This window comes from Paenibacillus tyrphae (assembly GCF_027925525.1).
In the GTDB taxonomy this organism is placed as follows: Bacteria; Bacillota; Bacilli; order Paenibacillales; family NBRC-103111; genus Paenibacillus_G; species Paenibacillus_G tyrfis_B.
The window spans coordinates 39889-62941 of the sequence record NZ_BSDJ01000038.1 but is presented as its reverse complement, the minus strand read 5'-3'; the positions used below and the strand labels follow the sequence as shown (position 1 = coordinate 62941).

At 54.4% G+C, this 23053-nt stretch carries 20 protein-coding genes and 1 pseudogene; 18 read left to right on the top strand and 3 right to left on the bottom strand.

From position 1 onward, the window contains the following. Positions 1–50 precede the first annotated feature (50 nt). The 4 genes from QMG93_RS30695 to QMG93_RS35490 all read left to right on the top strand — a co-directional run bounded on the left by QMG93_RS30695 (position 51) and on the right by QMG93_RS35490 (position 3559). Complete coding sequence (locus QMG93_RS30695) at positions 51–794, top strand: glycoside hydrolase family 75 protein (protein WP_281943329.1); 744 nt, start codon at positions 51–53, stop codon at positions 792–794. 186 nt (positions 795–980) lie between these two features. Beyond that, positions 981–1961, top strand: a complete 981-nt coding sequence (locus tag QMG93_RS30690; protein ID WP_281943328.1) for a glycosyltransferase — start codon at positions 981–983, stop codon at positions 1959–1961. Continuing rightward, on the top strand, positions 1958–2623 hold the full coding sequence (locus QMG93_RS30685; RefSeq protein WP_281943326.1) for a polysaccharide deacetylase family protein: 666 nt from the start codon (positions 1958–1960) through the stop codon (positions 2621–2623). The genes QMG93_RS30690 and QMG93_RS30685 overlap by 4 nt, the downstream gene beginning before the upstream one ends. 312 nt (positions 2624–2935) lie before the next feature. After that, positions 2936–3559, top strand: coding sequence for a polysaccharide deacetylase family protein (locus QMG93_RS35490; protein WP_369077327.1), 624 nt, complete (start codon positions 2936–2938; stop codon positions 3557–3559). A gap of 129 nt (positions 3560–3688) precedes the next feature. On the opposite strand, the pseudogene QMG93_RS30680 reads toward QMG93_RS35490, so the two are convergent. Next, positions 3689–3855: pseudogene (locus tag QMG93_RS30680) on the bottom strand (VOC family protein); the annotation flags it as partial. A 571-nt stretch (positions 3856–4426) separates the two neighbouring features. On the opposite strand from QMG93_RS30680, the gene QMG93_RS30675 reads away from it, so the two are divergent. Beyond that, positions 4427–5047 (top strand): nitrite reductase, encoded by a 621-nt coding sequence (locus QMG93_RS30675; protein WP_281943325.1) that lies wholly within the window; start codon positions 4427–4429, stop codon positions 5045–5047. A gap of 26 nt (positions 5048–5073) precedes the next feature. Beyond that, positions 5074–5277 carry a cation transporter gene (locus tag QMG93_RS30670; protein WP_281943324.1) on the top strand — a complete coding sequence of 68 codons (204 nt, stop codon included), beginning with the start codon at positions 5074–5076 and terminating at the stop codon, positions 5275–5277. A 368-nt stretch (positions 5278–5645) separates the two neighbouring features. Here QMG93_RS30670 and QMG93_RS30665 read toward each other — a convergent pair whose 3' ends face one another. Further along, positions 5646–6506 carry a hypothetical protein gene (locus tag QMG93_RS30665; RefSeq protein ID WP_281943322.1) on the bottom strand — a complete coding sequence of 287 codons (861 nt, stop codon included), beginning with the start codon at positions 6504–6506 and terminating at the stop codon, positions 5646–5648. A gap of 434 nt (positions 6507–6940) precedes the next feature. Further along, entirely contained in the window at positions 6941–8008 is a 1068-nt protein-coding gene (hisC, locus tag QMG93_RS30660) for a histidinol-phosphate transaminase (protein WP_281943320.1), read from the bottom strand. 178 nt (positions 8009–8186) lie between these two features. On the opposite strand from hisC, the gene QMG93_RS30655 reads away from it, so the two are divergent. The 12 genes from QMG93_RS30655 (at position 8187) to QMG93_RS30600 (ending at position 23017) form a co-directional block, all read left to right on the top strand. Continuing rightward, positions 8187–9641 (top strand): PLP-dependent aminotransferase family protein, encoded by a 1455-nt coding sequence (locus QMG93_RS30655; RefSeq protein ID WP_281943318.1) that lies wholly within the window; start codon positions 8187–8189, stop codon positions 9639–9641. 64 nt (positions 9642–9705) lie between these two features. Next, on the top strand, positions 9706–10560 hold the full coding sequence (locus tag QMG93_RS30650; RefSeq protein ID WP_281943316.1) for a hypothetical protein: 855 nt from the start codon (positions 9706–9708) through the stop codon (positions 10558–10560). A 503-nt stretch (positions 10561–11063) separates the two neighbouring features. Beyond that, the gene (locus QMG93_RS30645; protein ID WP_281943314.1) at positions 11064–12062 is read left to right on the top strand and encodes an asparaginase; all 999 of its coding nucleotides are present in this window, start codon (positions 11064–11066) and stop codon (positions 12060–12062) included. A gap of 110 nt (positions 12063–12172) precedes the next feature. Beyond that, positions 12173–13756 (top strand): glutathione ABC transporter substrate-binding protein, encoded by a 1584-nt coding sequence (locus QMG93_RS30640; RefSeq protein WP_281943312.1) that lies wholly within the window; start codon positions 12173–12175, stop codon positions 13754–13756. Between the two features lie 95 nt (positions 13757–13851). Then, entirely contained in the window at positions 13852–14781 is a 930-nt protein-coding gene (nikB, locus tag QMG93_RS30635) for a nickel ABC transporter permease (protein ID WP_281943310.1), read from the top strand. An 11-nt stretch (positions 14782–14792) separates the two neighbouring features. Beyond that, complete coding sequence (locus QMG93_RS30630) at positions 14793–15689, top strand: ABC transporter permease subunit (protein WP_281943308.1); 897 nt, start codon at positions 14793–14795, stop codon at positions 15687–15689. A 16-nt stretch (positions 15690–15705) separates the two neighbouring features. Further along, positions 15706–16704: an ABC transporter ATP-binding protein gene (locus QMG93_RS30625; protein WP_127461092.1), complete on the top strand. Its 999-nt coding sequence runs from the start codon at positions 15706–15708 to the stop codon at positions 16702–16704. Then, the gene (locus tag QMG93_RS30620; RefSeq protein WP_281943305.1) at positions 16701–17678 is read left to right on the top strand and encodes an ABC transporter ATP-binding protein; all 978 of its coding nucleotides are present in this window, start codon (positions 16701–16703) and stop codon (positions 17676–17678) included. Before QMG93_RS30625 ends, QMG93_RS30620 begins: the two co-directional genes overlap by 4 nt. After that, positions 17675–19138 carry a leucyl aminopeptidase family protein gene (locus QMG93_RS30615; protein WP_281943303.1) on the top strand — a complete coding sequence of 488 codons (1464 nt, stop codon included), beginning with the start codon at positions 17675–17677 and terminating at the stop codon, positions 19136–19138. The genes QMG93_RS30620 and QMG93_RS30615 overlap by 4 nt, the downstream gene beginning before the upstream one ends. Before the next feature lie 541 nt (positions 19139–19679). After that, positions 19680–20393 carry a 2OG-Fe(II) oxygenase gene (locus QMG93_RS30610; protein WP_281943301.1) on the top strand — a complete coding sequence of 238 codons (714 nt, stop codon included), beginning with the start codon at positions 19680–19682 and terminating at the stop codon, positions 20391–20393. Between the two features lie 228 nt (positions 20394–20621). Further along, entirely contained in the window at positions 20622–21671 is a 1050-nt protein-coding gene (locus tag QMG93_RS30605; protein WP_281943299.1) for a serine hydrolase domain-containing protein, read from the top strand. Between the two features lie 29 nt (positions 21672–21700). Then, positions 21701–23017 carry an ABC transporter substrate-binding protein gene (locus QMG93_RS30600; RefSeq protein ID WP_281943297.1) on the top strand — a complete coding sequence of 439 codons (1317 nt, stop codon included), beginning with the start codon at positions 21701–21703 and terminating at the stop codon, positions 23015–23017. Positions 23018–23053: the final 36 nt, after the last annotated feature.

Sequence of the window (23053 nt, the reverse complement as noted above, 5' to 3'; positions counted from 1 at the left end):
TGTTTCCTGAATAAAAATATAATGGGTAATGAAGGTCTTAAACGGATGGGGTGGTCTATATAAGAAGGAAATTAGGCACTAACGCTGTTAAGTTACGTAAAATCGGTGTCGTTGTTAACCGATATAATAAAAAGGTATCCATTTATACGATTCCCGGGCATAAACCTCCTGCATTTTTTTATTGCAGCATCATGGACATTGATGCGGATGGTTCTCCCCACGCCTACAATCCCCAAAATACAGGGCTCGACGATTTGCGCAGCGCGGGCAGACCCGGACATTGGATAGGGATTGTCACACACAACGATAAGCCCTGGGGAAAGCCGGTCATACAAAAAAGAACAGATCCCGCCCCAGGCTATTTTGTTTCCCAAACAGCTCTAAGTGATTTTAACAAGCATTTTACCAATCCAACCGCTTACGTGAATGCGGAGAAAATCCCCTATATCGTTTTACCTCAAAAGAGAAGCTTTGGTGCAGTTTTAGGAGACATGGCCGTTGTGTATAACATGAAGAATGGAAGATTGGCTTTTGCCGTTTACGCGGATAGGAATGCGGGTATTAATCAAAGTATTGGCGAAGGATCCATTGCATTAGCTAGAGCGCTGGGCATCAACTCAAATCCGAGAACTGGCGGAACAGGGAACCGTGGAAATGTACTCTATTTAGTTTTCCCGAAGTCAGGAAGGGGGAATGGACACATACCTTCCCGAGGGGAGATTATAATAAAAACGCAAAGGCTGTTCAGGGAATGGGGAGGGATTCGACTTTTAAAAACGCTAAAAAATTGTTAGTTGAACATATTAGCATAAAGCCGGGTCTCTGAGAGCCCGGCCTATTTTGTTGCTGTCCGAATTTAGGCATTGTCTGCGGCGAACGGACAACTTTCCTTTGTATTCTGTACGCATATGCTATTTTATGATCAAGGCTTATTGAGTAGGGGTAATGACTGTGAACTGTAACAACAGGAGGTTACCGGCTTGAGGGTACTGTTTTTAGAAAGCCACCCCATGTGGATTTATGGCCTTCCCAATGGTTTTCGGGATGCAGGGCATCAGGTGAAAGTGTCTGGTCCTCTTACGAGAAAAAAGATTCCCCGCTTGATAGCTAAATTTCGGCCGCATTTAATTATTACTATGGGTTGGACTAAAGAACATGATCCGCTAAAACGAAAATGGATTCGACACTATGTTGGTCGATCCGGCATTCCGTATGTCCATTGGGCCACAGAAGATCCTACACACCATTACACTTTTACGCTCCCCTACGTAAGAACGGTTAAACCGGATTTTGTATTTACCATTTGCCGTGACATGGTAAAGAAGTACGAGAAAATGGGCATTCCCGCCGCTCATTCAGATTTCGGCCACCATCGGAACGTTCATATGAGCGGGAGAGAACGTGCAAGGTTTCGCAGCAATATCGCTGTCGTAGCCAATGGCTATTCCCGAATATTAAAAAAATATCCTCGTCATTATCGCATCAAGTCCTTGTTCAACCTGATCCGGCCGCTGGTAAAAAGGAAAATCAGGGTCGATTTTTGGGGAAGACAGTGGAAAGAAATAAAACCTGTACTGGGCGTTCGGATTCCCAACAAGTGGATTCACGGTTATTTGCCCTACCAAGATGCACATAAGGCTTACAACTCTGCGAAAATTATCATTGGTCCTCAGAACCAATTAAAGCAAGTAACGCAAAGAACTTATGAAATCCTCGGATCGGGAGGATTCTTGCTTACAAGTGATACACCGGAGATACGCCGGCTTTTTAAGCCTGGAGAACATCTTGTTGTCTCGAGGTCTCCTGAAGAAACGGTACGGCTTGTCCGGTATTATCTGAAACACCCTGACAAAAGGGAACGAATTCGTAAAGCCGGACAGAACGCTGTGGCCAAGCATACTTACAAGCATCGTGCAATTCGGATGATACTTGAGCTAAAGAAACGAAGAATTCTAAAATGACTATGAAAGAAAGAGAAGAATCGTCTATGGAGATAAATCGCGTTATCTACAATGTGCCGACGCGTAAACGGATCCTGGCATTAACTTTCAATATAGCTTTCGGTGATCTGGTTCCTGTCCAATTGCTTTCATTATTGAGAAGAAAGGGTGTAAAAAAAGCGACATTTTTTCTTACTGGGGAATGGGTGCGGCTCAATCCGGGCATTGCCAAGCGAATTCAAAGGATGGGTTATGAAATTGCTTCTCATGGCCATCGTCATGAGGACTATACGACTCATTCGAATGTTTGGATTGAGCGGGAAGTGAAAGCTGCAAAGCGGGCTATTTTCAACGCAACCGGTATCAAGACCAATATGATTCGCACGCCAAGCGGTGACCTTGATTCGCGAGTGATCAAGAAGCTGCTCAGTATGAAGCAAACGATTGTCCATTGGGATACGGATTCATTAGACTGGAAATACAAGAATGTCAAAAAAATCGTTCAGCGAGTGATTCCTCATATACATCCAGGCGCGATCGTATTGCTCCACGGATGCGACCCTTGGACCCAGACGTTAAAAGCTTTACCCATCATTCTTAAAGGAATAAAAAAGAAAGGTTACGCATTAGTAACCGTAAATGAACTATTATCTAATCTCCGTCCTAAAGCTAACCGGAAATAATCATTTAATGGATCGCTCGGATATTAGTGCGGATATCGTGACGAACCGAAATCCTTTGGTTCCAAAGGATCGTTCGATCCTAGTATTCTCAGTTTTACAAACTTGGCATTGATACTGCCATTAGGTGTCGTGCAGATAACCGAAGCATTTCCGACGAAAGGCATTGAATTTTCGAGTTTATAGTTCGTCTCGCCTGCCGATACTGTGCGGTTAGTTAGAACGAATCCGCAGACAGGGGAGACGCACAGTTGATAGGCATAATTATACGAATCGGGCAAAACGCATGTTAGCGATTCTTAGGAGGACAGGTTTATTAAAATAGCTTATCTGACGTTTGACGATGGTCCTTCGCGCTATACGAAAGCAATCCTGGATCAACTGCGGAATCATCGGGTAAAGGCAACCTTTTTTGTCCTCGGCAATCGTACCTTTAATGGAATACGCATGTATAAAAGAATGGTCCGGGAAGGCCATGCCATTGGCAACCATACGTTTTCTCATAATTATCGGGTTATTTACAGCTCCATACCAGCATTTCTAAAGGATTTCCGCAAGTTGGAGTCTGTACTGCATCGCTACGTACATGTAAAACCGAAGATTTTTCGGTTTCCTGGGGGTTCCCTAAATGCGGTGAATCCGAAGTACGGGAATAGGTCCAAGATGATCAAGGTTAACCAGGTAATGACAAGAAGAGGATACCGATACTTTGATTGGAATGTCAAGTCCGGTGACTCCGAAGTCCCCCGTCCTACCACGAAAGCTATGATTCGCAACGTTCTGCGCGGTAGCAAAAACAAACGAAAAATCATCGTACTTTTCCACGATTTCAATCCAAGTACGCCCAAATGCTTGCCGGCTGTAATCAAAGGGCTGAGACGGCAAAGCTTTATATTCCGAGCGCTATCAAAAAATTCTTTCACCGTTCGATTTCGGTGAAGTAAAAGACGATACCTTACGGGTTGCGGGTTTGCTGCGCTATGCCTCGTTTCCATAAAGCAAGAGAGCACCGATTCCAATTGAAATTGGTGCTCTCTTGCTTTCGTGAGACGTTATATAAATATAATTTTATTTTGCGTTCTTATCTGACTGATGAATACCAAAAATATTACCTTCGGTGAATATCCTTGCCACGCCATTCCCGGCAGAGCATATTTCGGTATTGCAACCTTACCTCCATGATGAAGAATTTTGGCTTCGGTAGAATCGTAATCTTCCACTCCCATTGTACATAGCCATTCAAAGCTTGGCCTGGTTGCCAGTTAAAGCCCTAGAATAGGGCATGCCGGTCATTTCCCCGGAACTCATCCATTCATCGAGGACAAGCGTATAGTCACGGTCAACGCCGGTGCTTTCCTTCGGCTCGACGATAAAGGCCCCAACCGGTCTTCATTGCTTTCATCCCTTTCTGTATTTGAACATCCGATAGATCAATCATAGCCGGGACATATGTAGAACCTTTGAAGAAGGGTGAACGGTGTCGGAAAGCTTTTACTGGAGAATCATCTCAAAAGCTGTGTCATTGAGCCGATCCAGGAAAATAAAATCGGGCAGCGTTGGCTGCTTTTTCTTTAAATAAAAAAATAGGGTTCAGGGGTATAGTAAAAAAAGCATTGACTAAATATAGGGTAGGGGGGTATACTATGAACAAGGAAATCGATGGAAATGAATACGCGATTCATCTGAGATTGTACCGGACTGAGGGCCAGGTCCGCGGTGTACAGAGGTAGTACGTCACTAAATCTTATCAGCAAATAGGAATGGCGAGTTTTAACCGAATGAATAAGATGCAAGAGGTGGATGGTCATGGGAGAGACAACAAAAATCGCAATAAGCGCAGGGATTCAAGTTGGGGGCAGCCTGTTCACACCGGAGCAGCTTGCCAAAATCGGTTCCGTCGTGGGGATGGATGCAAAAATCGAGATGACCCCGTTTAAACAGCTTTATGCAGAAGTACCTATCGAACGGCGCGATGCAATAAAAGAAGAGCTTGAGCATTATGGCCTTGAAGTGTATCCGGCGGGGTTTGTAACTAAAAGTCTGATCGCCTGCAATTTCTGTAAAGGGGCTGAGGAGGCTGGTTTGGATGCAGCTAGAACCTTAAATAAAACAATAGCAGGTATTGAGACGCCCACACCGCTTAAAATCGGCTATGCGGGTTGTGCATTAGGTACAAGCGAGCCGTTGCTTAAGGATATCGGCGTTATCAAAATGCGAGATACATTTGACATCTACGTTGGCGGCGAACCGAAGGGGCTTAAAACCTCCTTTGCCAAACTGCTCGTATCCGGATTAACGGAGGACCGACTCGGCCCGGTTGTAACCGCGATTATCGATTTCTATAAGGCACACGCGAAGGGCAAAGAAAAATTCAGCAAATTCGTGGACCGGGTTTCGCTCGAACAACTGCGGCAAATTGCAGGTTAATGGATACCTGGAGAGGAGGTGAAATCATGCAAGAAGCAACTGTGAAAGTACAAGGCATGTCTTGCCGCTCTTGCGTCCGAACGATTGAAGGGGCTCTTGATTCGATTGGTGCTGAAGGTCGTGTTAACTTTGAGCAAGGCACAGTACATGTTCAGTATGACGAAGCGAAAGTACAATTAGCCGATATTAAGGAAGCCATCCAAAACAGGGGATATAACGTTGTGGCATAAAGGCATTTGATGGAGAGCAAGGAGTTGATTGAGAATAAGGGGACCAATAAAAATTTACTCAAAGAACACGAGATTGCCTATACAGATTATGACTGCGAGGAAAACGTCAAGTATGCAGAGGAAGTCTGGAACTTGACGGGAAAACAAAGCACCCCGACCAGGAGAGGCATTTGCAGTTTAAGCCACTATCCAGAATTTGTATCATTGAATTGATTTGCCTTTCTTTTCCTCAAGTTCAGGGCGTTTGTGCTTCGCTATCTGCTTAAATCCCGCGACACGAAATGCAAGGAAATGCCTTACGTAATAAATAATGTCCATGACAAAGCAGCCCGGATTTCACTCTGAGGCTGCTTTAATTACCTTCCATGCTATTCCCGACATAAGTCGAAATATTGTTTCAGGTCCTGCTGTAAATCCGTGGTCAGACGTTTGGGCTCCCGTATTTTACATTGTTCCAAATATTCGACGGCGAGCGCTTTGAATTCGGGATAGGTTCTTATCGTTTCGATCAGGCAGCCGATGATTCCCAGTTGGTGGGGTTCATCTTTCTTTTTTAGCTTATACGTGCCGCTGGAAATAAGATGTTTAAGCCAGACTTGGTATGATAGATCGCTGTCGGGAATTGGCGTATCGAAGTACCCTTGCCTAACGGCGGCCCATAACGCTAAAAGCGAATAACGAACGAGCTCGCTCGTCTCCCCGTTTTTAAAAACCGTCACGAGCGATGGGATCGCGCCAGATATATTGACGCCGCTATCCGCCAGTCTCCAGTGGATACTGCAAATGTATTGTTCGGTTGCCTTATCCTTTACATAACGCTTGCCCGCAGCGAGGATAAGCTGTACCGCTTCATCCGGGAAAGGGGCTTTTGCGGCCACCAAGGCATCGAGCAGGGCGGCAGCGCGGTATTGAAGATAAAGCTCCGTATCGGTTTTCTCCGATTCTTTCCGGTCCAGATGATGAAGCCGTGCAATGGGGATTATGAACCCGGATAAATCCCCGCCCTCTTCAAGGCACTGGTGAACAATTTCGATCAGCGCGACAACCTGTTCCGGGTCGTCGACGTTCAGATAGGTGCCCAATTCGCCGGTTTGGCGACCCTTTAGTGCGTCTTCCATTGCTGGAGTCGCTATTTCATCGATGATTTCCTTTGCCGTGCGCCTGCGTTCGGCCAAATCTGTTGTTGCGTTAAGTTGCTGCATCATGTGTTCTATACTGCTGGGATTCATAGGAAGGTTCCTCCGTCGTCCGTAATTATCGGCAAATGATGATAGGAATAGCAAAATTATACCACAGTCGAATGGATAGAAAATGAAAAAAGTGCCCCACTTCGGCTCAAGTACAGGACCGGAAGATGTGCGCTGCATTTAAACAATTGCGAAGCTAGGGAAGAAGGCGTCCCTTTAAGACGCGCTTGGTAATGTCCATCGCCTTATTCAATGCGGTGATTTTCCCATCGACTTGGGCTGCGAAAACGAGCGTGTCTTCCTTGAGCTGAACAAACCCGAAGGGCGGGTTGTCGCTGCCTCCCGTTTTTCCGTAAAGTGTGTAGCCGGGCTGCTGCTCTTCTTGTAAAACGGATGGAACTCACGGTACATGGCATCCGCTTCGATCGAGAAAAAAGCTCCCGATCCCTTCGAAAAAGGGCGGGAGCTTCTTGTCTTTAAGCGAGCAGTCCGCGCAGCACGGCGGTAACGGCAGCCATTTCTTCGTCCGTACCGATGGAAATGCGCAGCTTGTCGGCCAGACGGGGGTGCTCGAAATGGCGGACGTAGATGTTTCGTTCCAGCAGCTTCCGGTACCACTGGCGGGCATCGGGCTTTCCGGCTCCCGCCGGAGGCGTGCACAAGACGAAATTCGTTTGCGAAGGGATGACATCAAAGCCGAGGCTCTGAAGCTCGGCGATGAAGGTGTCGCGCGTCGCCTTGACCAGCGCTACCGTGCGCTCCGTGTATTCGCAGTCCTCCAGAGCGGCCACGGCAAGCTTCCGGCTGATCGCGTTGATGTTGTAGATGTCTTTGCTCTTTTCCAGCGCGGCGATGAGCGGCTCGGCAGCGACGCAATAGCCGACCCGCGCTCCGCACAGGGCGTAGGCCTTGGAAAACGTGCGGACGACGATCGCGTTGGGATAGCGGTCCACCAGCGGGATAGCCGTGGCGCCGGGATCGGCGAAGTCGATGTAAGCTTCGTCGATGACGACCAGCCCCGGGAAGCGGCTGACCAGCCGTTCCACTTCTTCGAGCGGCAGCAAGTGTCCGGTAGGCGCATTCGGATTGACCAACACGATCGTGTCCGCGCCGCTGTTCATCAGCAGCTCCGTATCGACGGTAAAGTCGCTTCGCGTCGGGACGGCGATGGAAGAGGCCTGATAAGATGCGGCCACCGTATGATACAGCGAGAACGACGGGTCCGGCAGGGCCAGACGCCGGTTCGGGCCGATGAAGCCTTTGATGACCAGAGAGATGATCTCGCTTGAGCCGTTCCCGCAAAAGACTTGCTCGTCCTTGACGCCGTGTAGCCGCGAAAGTGCGGCGCGCAGCTGTGCGCAGCGGGCATCGGGATAACGGCGCAGCTCTTCTTCGCCAAGCGTGCGCAGCGCCTCCAGTACAAGCGGAGAGGGCGGGTATGGGCTTTCGTTCTGATTCAGCTTGATTGCGCCGCTTCCTTCCGGCGGAAGGTCGCCCAAGGCGTAAGGGGTAAGCCGATCGATATGCGGCAAAATAAGGGTCATCGGTTTGGTTCCTCCTGACATCCGGCTGACGGGGTCAGCGCGTCATTTTATGATGGGATGCACGTCTTCCGCTTTGCGCGATGGGATGATAAGATGAGCATAACTGCATTTTGGCATTGGTAAAATGGTCAGTTTCGTGATTTTTTGAGTGACAGATTATTGCAAAGGAGAAACCGGAATGATCGACTTGATGCCGAGGCTCGACGAATCGTCGGGCGAAGCGCTCTATATGCAGCTGTACCGCTATATCCGCGATGAAATCGCCGCCGGCCGCATTCCGGCGAACGAGCGGCTGCCGTCCATCCGCACGCTGTCCGCTTACCTGGGCGTAAGCCGGTCGCCTGTCGCTCTTGCCTACGAGCAACTGCTCGCCGAGGGCTATGTGAACAGCAGACCGCGCAGCGGGCTGTATGCCGCCGAGCTGGACACGTCCGCCTCCCTGCAGGCGCAGACCGAAGCGGCGGCGGAACGTTCCGCCGTTTCGCCGTCGCCGAAGCGCGCGTACCACGCGTCTCAGGATGAACCGCTCCGTTACGACTTCGGCTATGGCAGCGTCGATATCACGAGCTTTCCGCTGGCAAAATGGCGCCGGCTGATGAACCGGTGTCTGCTGCCGGAAAACAACCGTCTGCTGCTGTACGGCGATTTGCAGGGCGAGCCGGAGCTGCGCGCCGAAATTGCCGCCTACCTGCACCATATGCGCGGGGTGCGCTGCCAGCCGGAGCAGATCGTCGTCGGGGCGGGCACGTACCATTCGCTCGATTTGCTGTTTCAATTGCTGCGCGAGGACGTCGTCTGCATCGCTTCCGAAGAAGCGGTCAACGACGGGGTAAAAGCGCTGTTCGGGCAGTTCCGGTTCGATTGTCGGCCCCTTCGGCTGGAAAGCGACGGCATCTGCCTCGAAGAGCTGCAGGCCAGCAGTGCCCAGGCCGTCTATGTCACCCCGTCGCATCAATTTCCATACGGCATGACGCTGTCGGCGGGCAAGCGGCTTAAGCTGCTCCAATGGGCGAAGGAGCGGCGGGCCTACATCGTCGAGAACGACTACGACGGGGAATTCCGCTACAGCGGCCGGCCGATTCCTTCGCTGCAGAGCTTGGACGACGACGGCCGGGTCATCTACGTCGGCACGTTCTCGCGGGCGCTGACGCCGGCGTTCCGGCTCAGCTATCTTGTGCTACCGCCAGCGCTGTTGGCGAGGTTCCGCAGCCGCCGGCACAGCTACGACCAGCTCGCCTCGCCGATCTTCCAGAAGACGCAGCAGCTGTTCATGCAATCCGGCGACTTCGGACGGCACGTGCGCAAAATGCGCAGCGTCTACCACAAAAAGCGAGATGCGCTGCTGTACGCGGTACGCGACACTTTTCCGGCGGGCGTCGAGATGATCGGCGCGGACTCTGGGCTGCACCTGCTGCTTCGGGTCCGGGGAGTTATGGACGAAGCGGAGCTTCTGCGCGCGGCCGCCCGGGAAGGCGTCGGCGTCTACCCGGCTTCGGCTTACCGGCTGCGACCGGAGGCTGGCGAGGCCCCGACCGTGCTGCTCGGCTTCGGCGGCCTGTCCGAAACGGACATCCGGGAAGGGGTAAGGCTGCTGGCGCGGGCATGGAAAATGGAATCTTCTCTAAATAAATGAAAGAAAATGGACGATATATCCAGTAGGGTGTCATTTTTCTTTTATTTTGAAGAGGAGGGGTAACGTGAAAGTTTCTGGCGAAGGAAGCAGCGTCTTGAACCTGTACACACTTCGAGATCAGGAGAGTAAGCCCGGCCTGAGACCGGGGACGATTGCCGGCTTGAAGCATGACACGGTCGAAATCAGTCCGACCGGCCGGCAGTTGGCCGAAGGTGCAATCAAGCACCACGTGGGCAAAATTTTCGTATCGGCCCAAATCGACGAATCGCTGAACCGGCTGCTTGAAGGGAAGTCGCAGGAGGTAAGCGATGCGGTGCATACGATCATCGGCTCCAATCTGCTGCCGGGCGGCTCCGACTCGAACGAAGGGGAGCGCGCCGCATTGCGGGAAGCGGGATTGGCGCAGGCCCGATATGTGGCCGACCGTTATATGTCGGGCGGCGAATCGTCCGAGCTGATGGCGGTCATGAATCAAATTGCCGTCATCGGCGCGAAGGGGACAGTTGATTCGGCAACAGGAAGCGTCTCCTACCAAATGCCGCCACCCCGGCCGGTCGGGGCACCTGAGGATTATGTGGACATCAACGAGCTGATGAAGAGGTTCGAACCGGATACCTACAAAAAGCTGAACGAAGCGGTAACCGGCAGCGGCGACTGGGGCAGCATTTTGTTTTCGTTTGTCAAAAAAATCCCGCAAAACGAACAGTGGGTGAGCAAGTATCGCGAGGAAACGAAGCAACTGATGCACGAGCTGAAGACGACGAAGCTCGATAACCGGTTCGCAGGCGCCGATACGACCGATATGGCCTCCTTCCTGCTGGACATGAACCGTAAGCTGGATCAGACGCCGCTTGCGAAGACGGACGCCTTGATGCGAAACATGGATAATTTTGCAAGAATTTTCGGGCATCGCGCTTGACGCAAGCGAGCGTACCGCTTAGATGTGTCCTTCCGGTCAGGCCTGAGAGGATGCGCAACGCAAAAATGATGACCATTCCGTGATTCCGAAAAAAACGTACAATGCACGGATAACAGCTACAAGGGTGAAACCCGAAAAACCGCACGCCTCCCGGCCTAATGGCTTGGAGGAAGGCGGTTTTTTTATTGTACAAAGGACAAAAACGACAGGAGATGAAATTAATACCGTCACTGGAATAAATAAATTTTGAACCCTTCCATCCCTCCCCGGAAACCGTCGTTTTCTTCACAATTTATTCAAATATTTATTGACAAGCGAAAAAAACGACTGTTATTATTAACATCAGTGGTGAAAATAAACGAATTGAATTTGTTCGAGGAATCAATTAAAGCGGTTCCGGACCCGACGAACCCGACTTGAAAGCGTTAGCAAAGCGAGGGATCGGGTCGTTAACCGCAGCGGAACATCTTGAACTTCACATGCCGAAAGGAAATGAGTTACTTATGGGCTTCGAACGATTGGTGGAAGAATACCGCGGAGGCGTGCTGGAAAATGTACATATGGGCCTCGTCTGCGGAATGGACGAGAACGGACGGATTGTGCATGCTGTCGGCGACGAACAGCATATGACGTTTTTGCGTTCGGCGGCGAAGCCGTTTCAGGCGATCCCGGTCATCAAGAACGGCATCGACGAAAAATTCAAGCTGAGCCCGAAGGAAGCGGCTTTGTTCGCCGCCTCGCACCGAGGAGAGAAATATCATATCGAGGCGCTTGAATCGGTTTTGCAAAAAACCGGGCTGAAGGAAGAAGACATCCTGTGCTGTCCGACTTACCCGCTCAACGAAGCGCCGCGGGCGGCCTGCTACTGGGATCATCTGGAGAAACGCAAGCTGTACCATAACTGCTCCGGCAAACATTCCGGTTTTCTCGCGTTGTCCAAGGAGCTTGGCTACGACCTCGAAACCTACTGGAGCATCGACCACCCGGCGCAGCAGCTCAGCTTGGAAGCAATGGCCGAGATGGCCGACTATCCAAAAGAAGACATCCGCATCGGGGTGGACGGCTGCGGCTTTCCGGTTTATGCGATGCCGCTGCACAACATCGCTCGCGCCTACCTGAAGCTGGCTTGCCCGGATCTGATAGCGGATGCCGATACGAGAGCGGCGGTGACGAAAATCGCCGGCTATATGAACGCGCACCCGGAGATCATCGCCAGCCACGACTTTATCTGCACCGCGCTGCTGACCGATCCGAACATTGTCGCCAAGGGCGGCGCCAAAGGAGTATACGGCTTCGGGCTCAAAAAGGAGCGCATGAGCTTCGCCTTAAAAGTTCTGGACGGCTCGGAGCTTGTGTGGCCGATTATCGCCGCTTCGATTCTGGAGCAGATCGGCTACGACAACCGCGATACGATCGACCGATTGTACGCGCTCGCTCCGAAGGAGATCAAGAACGATAACCACATCGTCGTAGGCGAAAGAAAAACCGTATTCCGTTTATAGTTGGCGCTTCACTGACACATGGGTAACGATCTTCCTTTTTATGGACGAATGGATTCGTTCGTCTCGCAGGAAGATTTAGCATAAATCAATGAAAAACGGGGGGATTTTCCATGAAAAAACGTTTCGCAGCATTTACGGCATTGGTGCTCGCCGGCGCGATGTTTGCAGGCTGTAGCGGCGGCGCAGGCAAGCCGCAGCAGCAAGGCGAGGCCCAGCAGCCGACGGCCAAGAAGGAAGGCAACGGCATCACAATTGCGGTCAACGCCAACTTCGTGACGCTGGACCCGCACAACGCGGCCGATACGCTGTCCATTTCCGGCTACCGCACGATGTATCAAGGCTTGCTCGGCTTCGATCAGGATATGAAGGTCGTGCCCGTGTTGGCTGAATCTTACGAAGTGAGCCCGGACGCCAAGGTATACACCTTCAAGCTGAAGGAGAACATCAAGTTCCACGACGGCACGCCGTTCAACGCGGAAGCAGTCAAGGTCAACCTCGACCGGGTGAAAAACAAAGATAACAACCTGAAGATGGCGCGCAGCTTCGCCGCCGTGGAGAAAACCGAAGTCGTCGACGCCAAAACGGTAAAAATCACGCTGTCCCAGCCGTATTCCGCGATGCTGAACAAGCTGGCCATGCTGATGATCATCAGCCCGCAGGCGCTGGAGAAGTACGGCAAAGATATCGGCCAACACCCGGTGGGCACCGGTCCGTTCAAGTATAAGGAATGGGTGCAGGGCGACCGGATGACGATCGAGAAGAACGCCGATTATTGGGAAAAAGGTCTGCCGAAGGTGGACACCATCACCTTCAAGCCGGTGCCGGAGAATGGTTCCCGCGTCGCGATGCTGAAAACGGGCGAAGCCGATTTCGTCTACCCGCTGCCGACCGAGCAGGTGGAGCAGGTGAACGGCAAGAACGGCATCGTCGTGGACAAGACGCCTTCGACGATTGCGCGCTACATCACGATGAACATGACGAAGAAGCCGTTCGACGACGTACGCGTCCGTCAGGCGATCAACTATGCAATCAACAAAGACGCCTATATCAAAGTCGTCAAATCGGGCTTCGCCGAGAAGCTGGACTCGACGATGTCGTCCAAAACGCAATTCTATGCGAAGCAAACGCCGTATGACGGCAGCGTGGAGAAAGCGAAAGCGCTCCTGAAGGAAGCCGGCCTCGAAAACGGCTTCAAAGCCGAAATCTGGGGCAGCTCCGACTCCGAAACGGTCAAAGGCATGCAGTTTGTGCAGCAGCAGCTGGCAGCCGTAGGCATCACGCTTGACGTGAAGCCGATGGAAGAAGGCACGCTGTCCAACGAGATCAACTCGGCCAAAACGCCGCAGGAATCCAAGGTGCAAATGTGGTATGTCAGCTGGTCCCCGTCCTCGGCCGACGCCGATGCGGCGACACGCCCGCTCTTCGCGAGCGAAATGTTCCCTCCGAACGGAGCGAACACCGCTTACTACAAGAACGACAAAGTAGACGAGTTGATCGCAAAAGCGAACAAGCTGTCGAACGCCGACGAGCAAAAAGCCGTTTACGCCGATGTTCAAGCGCAAATCTACAAAGACGCTCCGTGGGTGTTCCTTGCCGTCGACCAGATCGTATCCGGCAAGAAAAACTACCTCGAAGGCGTGAAAGTATATCCGGACGGCTCGATCAACGTCCGCGAAGCCGAAATCAAGAAGTAAGTCCTGACCTGATGCTGTGTTGACCCGCCCTCCGGTGCGGTGCTCACCACAGCATCTCGCCTAATGGCAGGTTTTCAGAGGAGGAGTGTAAAAGCTTGGCTCAGTATGTGCTTAAACGATTGGTTGCCGTCATTCCGATTCTTTTTATCGTTTCCGTCTTGATCTTTCTGTTCATCCACTTGATTCCCGGCGATCCGGCGCGGCTCGTGGCCGGCAAGGAAGCTACGCTCGAAGACATCAGCCGCATTCAGGCCGAGCTCGGCCTCGACAAGCCGCTCTGGGAGCAATATTTCATCTATATGTCACATCTGCTACAGGGAGATTTGGGTCAATCGCTCAAAACGGGCCAGCCGGTGACGGAGATGCTCGCCTCGCGCATGATGCCGACGATTTGGCTGACGATTTTCAGCATGGGCTGGGCGCTGCTGTTCGGGATCGTGATCGGCGTCATCTCGGCGACGAAACGCAACCGCTGGCCGGACTACTTGAGCATGCTGACCGCGGTGTCAGGCATTTCGGTGCCGCCGTTCTGGCTCGGACTGCTGCTCATCCAGCTGTTTTCCGTGCAGCTCGGCTGGCTGCCGACCGGAGGCGTCGATTCGTGGGAGGGCTACGTGCTTCCTTCGATTACGCTCGGAGCGGGCATCATGTCGATGCTGGCGCGCTTCTCCCGGGCCTCCCTGCTGGAGTCGTTGAAGCAGGACTACATCCGGACCGGCCGGGCCAAAGGCTTGAACGAGCGCGCGGTCGTCTGGGGACATGCGATGAAAAACTCGATGATCTCCGTCGTTACCGTGGCCGGGCTGCAGTTCGGCTTTCTGCTCGGCGGCTCGGTCATTGTCGAGACGGTGTTCAGTATTCCCGGGCTCGGGCGGCTGCTGATCGATTCGATCGCTTTCCGCGATTATACGGTCATTCAAGCGGAGCTGCTGCTGTTCGCCGTCGAATTCATTCTGGTCAACTTGCTCGTTGACGTCCTGTATGGCGTGCTCAATCCTAAAATTCGCCTGTCGGGCCAGAACTGAGGAGGACCACCATGAGTCAAAACATCGTCATCGACCACACCGCGGACACGGCCGTTCCGTTAATGAAAAGCAGTCCGCTCCGCGATTTTTGGATCAAAATGAAAAAGCAAAAGCTCGCGTTCGCCGCAGGCTTGTTTATCTTATTGCTCGTCATCGTCGCGATCATCGGTCCCGCGCTTGCGCCATATGATCCGTCCGTGCCGGATTACGACAACATTTTGTCCGGTCCGTCGGCGAAGCATTTGGCCGGTACGGACGAGTACGGCCGCGATATTTTCAGCCGCATTCTCGTCGGTACCCGGCTGTCGCTATCCGTCGGTCTCAGCGCCGTGCTGATCGGCGCGGCCATCGGCACCGTGCTTGGGCTGATCAGCGGCTATTACGGCGGCTGGCTCGACCGATTGATCATGCGAAGCAGCGACGTCATGTTCTCGTTCCCCGATCTGCTGCTGGCGATCGGGATCGTCGCAATCCTTGGGCCGGGGCTGATGAACGTCGTGGTCGCCGTTGCGATTTTCGGCATTCCGTCGTTCGCGAGGCTGATCCGCAGCGCCACCTTGGAAACGAAGGAGTCGCTGTATGTGGAAGCGGCCCGCTCCATCGGGGCGAACAACGTGCGGATTATTGCCCGGCATATTTTTCCCGAAACCGTTCCGAGTCTGATCGTTTATTTCACGATGCGGATCGGGACGACCGTTTTGGCCGCATCGGGCCTGAGCTTTCTCGGCCTCGGGGCGAAGCCTTCGGACCCGGACTGGGGGGCCATGCTGAGCATGGGCCGCGATTACCTCAGCATCGCGCCGCATGTCGTTTATTTTCCGGGAGCCGCCATTTTCCTGACGGTTCTCGCCTTCAATATACTGGGAGACGGTTTGAGAGACGCGCTCGATCCGAAGATCAAGAATTAGAACAGGAGTAACGCGAATGACTCAAAAACTACTTGACGTGAAAGGCCTCAAGACACAGTTCACCCGGGATCAAGGCAAAGTCAACGCGATCGACGGCGTCGATTTTCATGTGAACAAAGGCGAAGTGCTCGGTCTGGTCGGAGAATCCGGCTGCGGCAAAAGCGTCACGTCCTTGTCCGTCATGCGGCTGCTGCACGGTACTCCGGGGAGCATCGTCGGGGGAACGGTCCGTTTTCAGGAGAAGGATCTGGTGGCGCTGTCCGAAAGCGAGATGCGTTCGATCCGGGGCAAGGACATCGCGATGATTTTTCAGGAGCCGATGACGTCGCTCAATCCGGTGCTCAAGATCGGCAAGCAGCTCGTGGAAGCGATCCGCCTGCATTTGAAATATGATAAAAGCAAGGCGCGGGAGCACGCCGTTCATATGCTCAAACTGGTCGGCATTCCGCGCGCGGAAGATGTCATCGACGAATATCCGCACCAACTCTCTGGGGGCATGCGGCAGCGGGTCATGATCGCCATGGCGATGTCCTGTAATCCTCAGCTGCTCATCGCGGATGAGCCGACGACCGCACTGGACGTGACGATCCAGGCGCAAATTTTGGACCTGATGAAGAAGCTCAAGGACGAGAACGACATGTCCATCATGCTGATCACCCACGATTTGGGCGTGGTGGCCGAAATGTGCGACCGCGTCATCGTCATGTACGCCGGGCGCGTGGTTGAGGAAGGGAACGTGCTGGATATTTTCGACGATCCGCAGCATCCGTATACGAAGGGGCTTATTCATTCGGTGCCGAAGCTGCGCCAGAATCACCGGCGTCTCGAATCGATTCCCGGCAACGTGCCGGACTTGACGAACATGCCGACCGGCTGCAAGTTTGCTCCCCGATGCTCTGAGGTGATGGACATCTGCCGCGAGCGGGAGCCGCAGTTGGTACAGACGACCGGCGGCCGAAAGTGCCGCTGCTGGCTATATGAGAACGATAGCGCGAAGGGAGAAGGGAAAGCGTGACGAAACCGCTGGTGGAAGTGAAAAACCTGCGCAAAGTGTTTCCGATCAAGAAAGGGTGGTTCGGGAAGCCGGTTTTGCTGCAGGCGGTGGATAACGTATCTTTCTCCATCCGCAAGGGTGAGACGTTCAGCATCGTCGGCGAGAGCGGCTGCGGCAAGTCGACGACGGGCCGCCTGATTACGCGGCTGCTGGCGCCGAGCGAAGGCGAGATCTGGTTCGACGGGCAGGAGATCGGGAAGCTGGACGAGGCCCGCATCCGTCCGCTGCGCCGGCAGATGCAGATGGTGTTCCAGGACCCTTATGCGTCGCTCAATCCGCGTATGAAGATCAAGGACATCATCGCCGAGCCGCTGCTTATTCACGAGAAGATGTCGGCGGCGGAGCGGGAGAAGGACGTACAGCGGCTGCTGGAAGTCGTCGGCTTAAGCTCGTTCCACGGCGAGCGCTACCCGCACGAGTTCAGCGGCGGTCAACGCCAGCGCGTCGGCATCGCCCGGGCTTTGGCGGTGAAGCCGAGTCTGATCGTGGCCGACGAGCCGGTATCCGCGCTCGACGTGTCCATCCAGTCGCAGGTGCTGAACCTGCTGCAGGATTTGCAGGAGGAGTTCGGGCTGACGTACTTGTTTATTTCCCACGATCTGAGCGTCGTCGAGCATATCAGCGATCGGATCGGCGTCATGTATCTCGGCTCGATGGTCGAGCTGGCGGATAAGGACTCGATCTACGAAAAGCCGCTGCATCCGTACACGCAGGCGCTCTTTTCTTCCGTGCCCGTACCGGACCCGCGGCTGAAGCGCGAGAAAATCGTGCTGAAGGGCGACCTGCCCAGCCCGGTCAACCCGCCGTCCGGCTGCCGGTTTCATACCCGCTGCCCGGTGGCAATGGACGTTTGCCGGACGAAGGCGCCCGTGTTCCAGGAGCAGGAGCCGGGCCATTACGTGGCTTGCCACTTGTATGGGGAGAGCAAAGGATGAAGATCACGACAGGATTCGTTCAAACGGCGGATGTCACGGTTTATCTGTGCCCGGAGCACGCCGGACAGCCGGTTCCGCAGCTGGAGCTGCGGCCGGCGATGAAAGCCCGCGGCGCGGTCACTTGGTTTTACGGCCGCGGCGAAGAGGCACACGTGCTGATCGTCGGTCTCGGACCGGAGGCGAAGGTCAATGCGGAACGGGTACGCGAAGCGGCAGGGAATGCGGCCAGAGCGGTTCACAAGGAAGGCTTCGTGACCGTGACCGTTATGCTGGAATCGTTCGTCCGGGCGCTGGGCGGCGCGCTTTCCGAGGAAGAGGCGATGCGCGCTTGGGCGGAGGGCTGGCTGCTCGGTTCGTATGCGTTCGACAAATACAAATCCCGCAAGGAAGCCCGTACGGTGGAGTGTCTGCACCTGGTATGCGCTAGTGAGGCTTCTTATGAGGAAGTGTTAGAACAGACGGCGGTTCGTGCGGAAGGGACCATGTTTGCGCGCGACCTGTGCAACGAACCTCCGAACGTGCTGCATCCGGAATCGCTCGTCGAGATCGTTCGGGAGCGGTTTGCGGAGCGGTCGGTGAACGTTCGCGTCTATGGGGAGCGGGAGTTGGCCGATCTGGGCATGAACGGGCTATTGACCGTCGCGCAGGGAAGCCAGTACAAGCCCGCGCTCATCGAGCTGACGTTCTGCACCGATCCGTCGCAGCCGCTGCTGGCGCTCGTGGGTAAAGGCATTACGTTCGATATGGGCGGCATGAACGTCAAGTCCGGACGGGATATTAGCGACGCGCGGTTTGATATGGGCGGTGCCTGCGCCGTGCTTGGCGCGATGGACATGATCAGCCGCTCCGAGCTGCAGGCGAACATCGTCGCGCTGATCGCGGTCGCGGACAATATGCCCGACGCGGCGGCGTTCGTGCCGTCCACGGTGGTCACGTACCCGAACGGTCTCTCCGTTCAGGTCGGCAACACCGACGCGGAAGGCCGCCTTGTGCTGGCCGATGCGCTGCTGCACGCCGGGCGTCTCGGCGCCCGGGAAGTGGTCGACATCGCGACGCTGACGGGCAACGTCGGAGAGGCGCTTGGGCTAGGCCTCGCCGGGGCGTGGGGCGACCGCAAGCTGGTCGACACGCTGGCCGCCATCGGCGAGCATTGCGGAGACCGGCTGTGGCCGATGCCGCTGGTCGACGACTACGAGGAGCTGCTGCGCAGCGATTACGCGGACATGAACAATATTCCGCCGATTTCGTACGGCGGAGCGATTGTAGCGGCGCTGTTCCTGCGCCGCTTCGTGGCCGATGCGATGCGCTGGGTGCACATCGACATGGCGAACACCGTGCAGGCCAAGGCTGCACGCGGCTATTACCCGGCCGGCGCGACCGGCTACGGTGCGCGGCTGCTGGCCGATTTTGCGGTGAGCCGGGCCGACGCGAACCGGAGCGCCGGGGGCGGCGAGGCTTGACGCTAGCCGTCGGCTGGGCGCGGACAGACAGGCGTGAGGCGAGTTGAGTAAGGGATCGTTCCAGAGGCAGATGTTTTTGCCGAGGGGCGGTCTCTTTTTTTTGGGGGGGGGGGGAGGATGCGGGGATCGGCGGCGCGGCGAGTTGAAACCGTTGAACGACCCGGTTTGAACATAAAAGAACTACAGTGCGCTAATGAAGCTTTTGACGCTTGGTACCATCAATAGAGGAACTGAGGTGACTAAATCGTGTCGAAAAATGCTCATATTCCCTGATTCCGGGGCGTTTACGCACCACAGGTTCTCTATTTTGTGCAAACGGGCCATTGAGCGGAAATAGATGCGGCTTCGTTCCGCTAATTTTAGCGAGTGCCTTGCGGGTATTGAAACGGAGTCCCGTCACACGCTCGAAATGGTAAAAATGGATGATTTGCACAGCGTCTGCCGTAAACCCAAATAGGTAAGCATGATATGGAAAGACGCTGCAGGGCTTTTTGGTTATGATGAAGGCAGTCGCTAAATGATCACGGAAGGAGCCTTTGGTATGACGGATTCAATAACGAAGCGCGTCGCGGGGGTGGATTGGCCTTCGATCCAACAAGTGTTGGACGAGCAAGGCTTTGCCGCGTTTCCGCCGTTGCTGCGGAACGAGGAGTGCCGCGAGCTCATAAGCATGTATGAGGAGGAGTCGCACTTCCGGACCCGGATCGATATGGCCCGGTACCGGTTTGGCATTGGAGAATATAAGTACTTTCAGGCTCCGCTGCCGCCGCTGCTGCAGGAGCTGCGCGTCTCGTTTTACCCCCGGTTGGCTGAAGCGGCCAACCGTTGGCAGACGCAGCTTGGGCAGGAAGCCGTATACCCTCCCGAGCTGGCGCAGTTTCTGGAGCGCTGCCATGAGCACGGACAGACCCGTCCGACGCCGCTGCTTTTGAAGTACGAGGCAGGGGGCTATAACTGTTTGCATCAAGATATGTACGGGGATGTATTTTTCCCGTTCCAGGTCGTCTTTGTTTTGAATCAGCGGGAAAAGGAATTCGCGGGAGGCGAATTTTTGCTGGTTGAGCAAAGGCCGAGAGCGCAGTCCAGAGGCCATGCGATTGCGCTGGAGCAAGGAGCCGGACTTATTTTTCCGACACAGCATCGTCCGGTGCAAGGCACGCGCGGGACATACCGGACGACGCTCCGTCACGGCGTAAGCACGATTACAGCAGGCACGCGCTACAGTCTGGGGCTTATTTTTCATGATGCCCAATGATCGAGTCCTCGCGCTTAAGGTGGGGGATATCTCCCACCTCTGTTTGTCTGAAGTTTCTCCGTACTTTGCCCTTGCCCCTTGCGCTTTAGGCGCAAGGCTTTTTTATTCCGGAAATAAAATTTCATATCACTATTTACAAAATGAAATAATATTTTATAATATGAGTATAAACAATGACAGCGTTTACAAAAGTGTTGGGACATTAGAAAGAGGGGCGGCGATGGAGAGATGACCGATCCAAATAAATGGGACGCGGTAGACCGGTTGATCCGGCGTTGGGTCAACGAAAAGGCGATTCCCGGAGCCGTGGTGGATATCTCGCTGGGGGCTGACGTTCGATGGAGCCAAGCATACGGGTCCTATTCGGACGGCACCGCCGAGTGCCAGATAACCGAGCGCACGATGTTCGACGTCGCTTCGTTAACGAAAGTCACCGTGACCTTGCCGGTCATTCTGACGCTGGCGGAACAGGGAAGGCTCCGGCTGGACGATCCCGTCCAAGCGTATATTCCTGCCTTCCGCCATCCGAACGTGACGCTGCCCCACCTGCTGATGCACACGTCCGGACTTTCTCCCGAGCTTCCTTACGCCAAGCGGACGGAGCGCCGGGACGTCATTCCTCTCGTGCTGAAGCAGGAGCTGGTAACGGAGCCCGGGGAGCAGGCGGTATACAGCGACCTCGGGATGATTTTGCTCGGCGAAGTCGCCGCCGTCGTATCCGGGCAATCGCTGGAATCGTGCGCGCGCCGGTACGTGTTCGACCCGCTGGGGATGGCCGATTCGATGTTTAATCCGCGGCCAGAGCTGCTCGGACGAATCGCCGCCACAGAACCGCTGGACGACGGTACCGGGTATGTGCACGGAGTCGTCCATGACGAGAAGAGCTATCATCTCGGAGGCGTGAGCGGCAGCGCGGGACTGTTCACAACGGCGGACGACCTGCGCAAGTACGCCCGGGCATGGCTTGACCCGGACGGCGATGGGCTGCTGAACAGAGAAACGATCAACGCTTGCTTCCGCAATCCGTATCAAGGCCGGGCGCTCGGCTGGGAACTATGGCACGGTCAGGATCGCGCGCCGTCCTGCGGGGCGTCTTGGTCGCACGGCAGCTTCGGACATACCGGCTTTACCGGAACGAGCCTGTGGATCGACCCGTTCCACGAGCTGATTGTCGTGTTCTTGACCAACGCGGTGCATTTCGGACGAAGTCCGATCATGCGGGAGCTGCGGCCGATTTTGCATACGGCGGTTTATACCTCGCTCATCGAGGATAAATAGAGAATCATCATCCAAGGGAGGGCTTAAGTATGAAGGGGACCAAGACCATGAAATCGGCAATCGCACTCGCTGCCGCCATATCGCTCATCGCAACGGGCTGCAGCAGCCCGTCGAAGGACGGGGCCCAGGAAGCTCCGGCGGCAAACGGGGGCGGAGGAAAGAAAACGGAAGCGCAGAAGGTCAAGCTGACGATGGGCAGCTGGCGGACGGAAGACAAAGAAGTGTACGAGAAGATCATCAAAGCGTTCAACAAGACGAATCCCGACATCGAGATCGAATTTAAGCCGACCAAAAACACCGAATACAACACGGTGCTGAATACGGCGCTGCAAACCGGCAGCGGCCCCGACATCATCCACCTCAGGCCGTATGCCGCCGGCATCGCGCTCGCCGACGCCAAATACTTGGAGCCGCTCGACAGCGTCAAGGGGCTCCAAGCGATTCCGAAGGAAGCAAAAATGGCCGCTACCGGCAAGGACGGCAAAGTATACGGCGTGCCGACGGTCTACAGCTCGACGCAAATCTTCTATAACAAAAAGCTGTTCAAAAAGTTCAACTTGTCCGAGCCGAAAACTTGGGATGAGCTGATGAAGGCGGCCGATACGCTGAAGCAGAACAAGATTGCGCCGTTTGCCTTCGGCTCCAAGGAGGGCTGGATTTTGTCCCTGACGCATGGCGCGCTTGGCCCGCAATTTTACGGCGGCACCGAATTTGTCAACAACCTGCTCGCAGGCAAAACGAATTTCAAAAGCAAAGAGTTCACCGATTCGATCACGATGCTTCAAGATCTGACAAAATATTTCCCGGAAAATTATACGGGTCTCGGCATGGATGACATGCGCAATCTGTTCGTCACCGAGCAGGCGGGCATGATCGTGATGGGCGACTGGGAAATTGCGGTCATGAAAAAGATGAACCCGGACCTCGATCTGGATCTGTTCCCGGTTCCTCCGGTGAAAGCGGACGGCAAGGCTAGCGTGACCAACTGGGTGGACGGCTCGTTCGCCGTCAACGCGGCTTCCAAGAATAAAGAGGCGGCTATGAAGTTTATCGAGTTCATGACGACGAAGGAATTCGGCAAGATGGTAGCCGACGATCTGAAGAAGCCGAGCACGATTCCGGGCGTGGAATCCTCCGACCCGCTCGTCGCGAAAATGATCCAGCTCGCTGCCGCCAATTCGACGCCGTATGCGATGGTCGTGCATTTCAGCGCAGGCAACCCGACGACCAAGGCCACGCTGGAGACGGCTCTCCAAGGAATGTTCCTCGGCAAGGAAAAACCGGACACGGTGACGGATGTCGTGCAGAAGAGCGCCGATTCCTGGTTCAAACCTGCGGCCAAATAAACCGCCGGTCGACATAAACATGATAGAAAGGGCGGG

Excerpts from the sequence above, each read along its gene's own strand:
- QMG93_RS30685 (WP_281943326.1), top strand. The coding sequence starts at position 1,958 with ATGACTATGAAAGAAAGAGAAGAATCGTCTATGGAGATAAATCGCGTT.
- QMG93_RS30675 (WP_281943325.1), top strand. The coding sequence starts at position 4,427 with ATGGGAGAGACAACAAAAATCGCAATAAGCGCAGGGATTCAAGTTGGG.
- QMG93_RS30670 (WP_281943324.1), top strand. The coding sequence starts at position 5,074 with ATGCAAGAAGCAACTGTGAAAGTACAAGGCATGTCTTGCCGCTCTTGC.
- QMG93_RS30665 (WP_281943322.1), bottom strand. The coding sequence starts at position 6,506 with ATGAATCCCAGCAGTATAGAACACATGATGCAGCAACTTAACGCAACA.
- hisC (WP_281943320.1), bottom strand. The coding sequence starts at position 8,008 with ATGACCCTTATTTTGCCGCATATCGATCGGCTTACCCCTTACGCCTTG.
- QMG93_RS30655 (WP_281943318.1), top strand. The coding sequence starts at position 8,187 with ATGATCGACTTGATGCCGAGGCTCGACGAATCGTCGGGCGAAGCGCTC.
- QMG93_RS30645 (WP_281943314.1), top strand. The coding sequence starts at position 11,064 with ATGGGCTTCGAACGATTGGTGGAAGAATACCGCGGAGGCGTGCTGGAA.
- QMG93_RS30640 (WP_281943312.1), top strand. The coding sequence starts at position 12,173 with ATGAAAAAACGTTTCGCAGCATTTACGGCATTGGTGCTCGCCGGCGCG.
- QMG93_RS30630 (WP_281943308.1), top strand. The coding sequence starts at position 14,793 with ATGAGTCAAAACATCGTCATCGACCACACCGCGGACACGGCCGTTCCG.
- QMG93_RS30625 (WP_127461092.1), top strand. The coding sequence starts at position 15,706 with ATGACTCAAAAACTACTTGACGTGAAAGGCCTCAAGACACAGTTCACC.
- QMG93_RS30615 (WP_281943303.1), top strand. The coding sequence starts at position 17,675 with ATGAAGATCACGACAGGATTCGTTCAAACGGCGGATGTCACGGTTTAT.
- QMG93_RS30610 (WP_281943301.1), top strand. The coding sequence starts at position 19,680 with ATGACGGATTCAATAACGAAGCGCGTCGCGGGGGTGGATTGGCCTTCG.
- QMG93_RS30605 (WP_281943299.1), top strand. The coding sequence starts at position 20,622 with ATGACCGATCCAAATAAATGGGACGCGGTAGACCGGTTGATCCGGCGT.
- QMG93_RS30600 (WP_281943297.1), top strand. The coding sequence starts at position 21,701 with ATGAAGGGGACCAAGACCATGAAATCGGCAATCGCACTCGCTGCCGCC.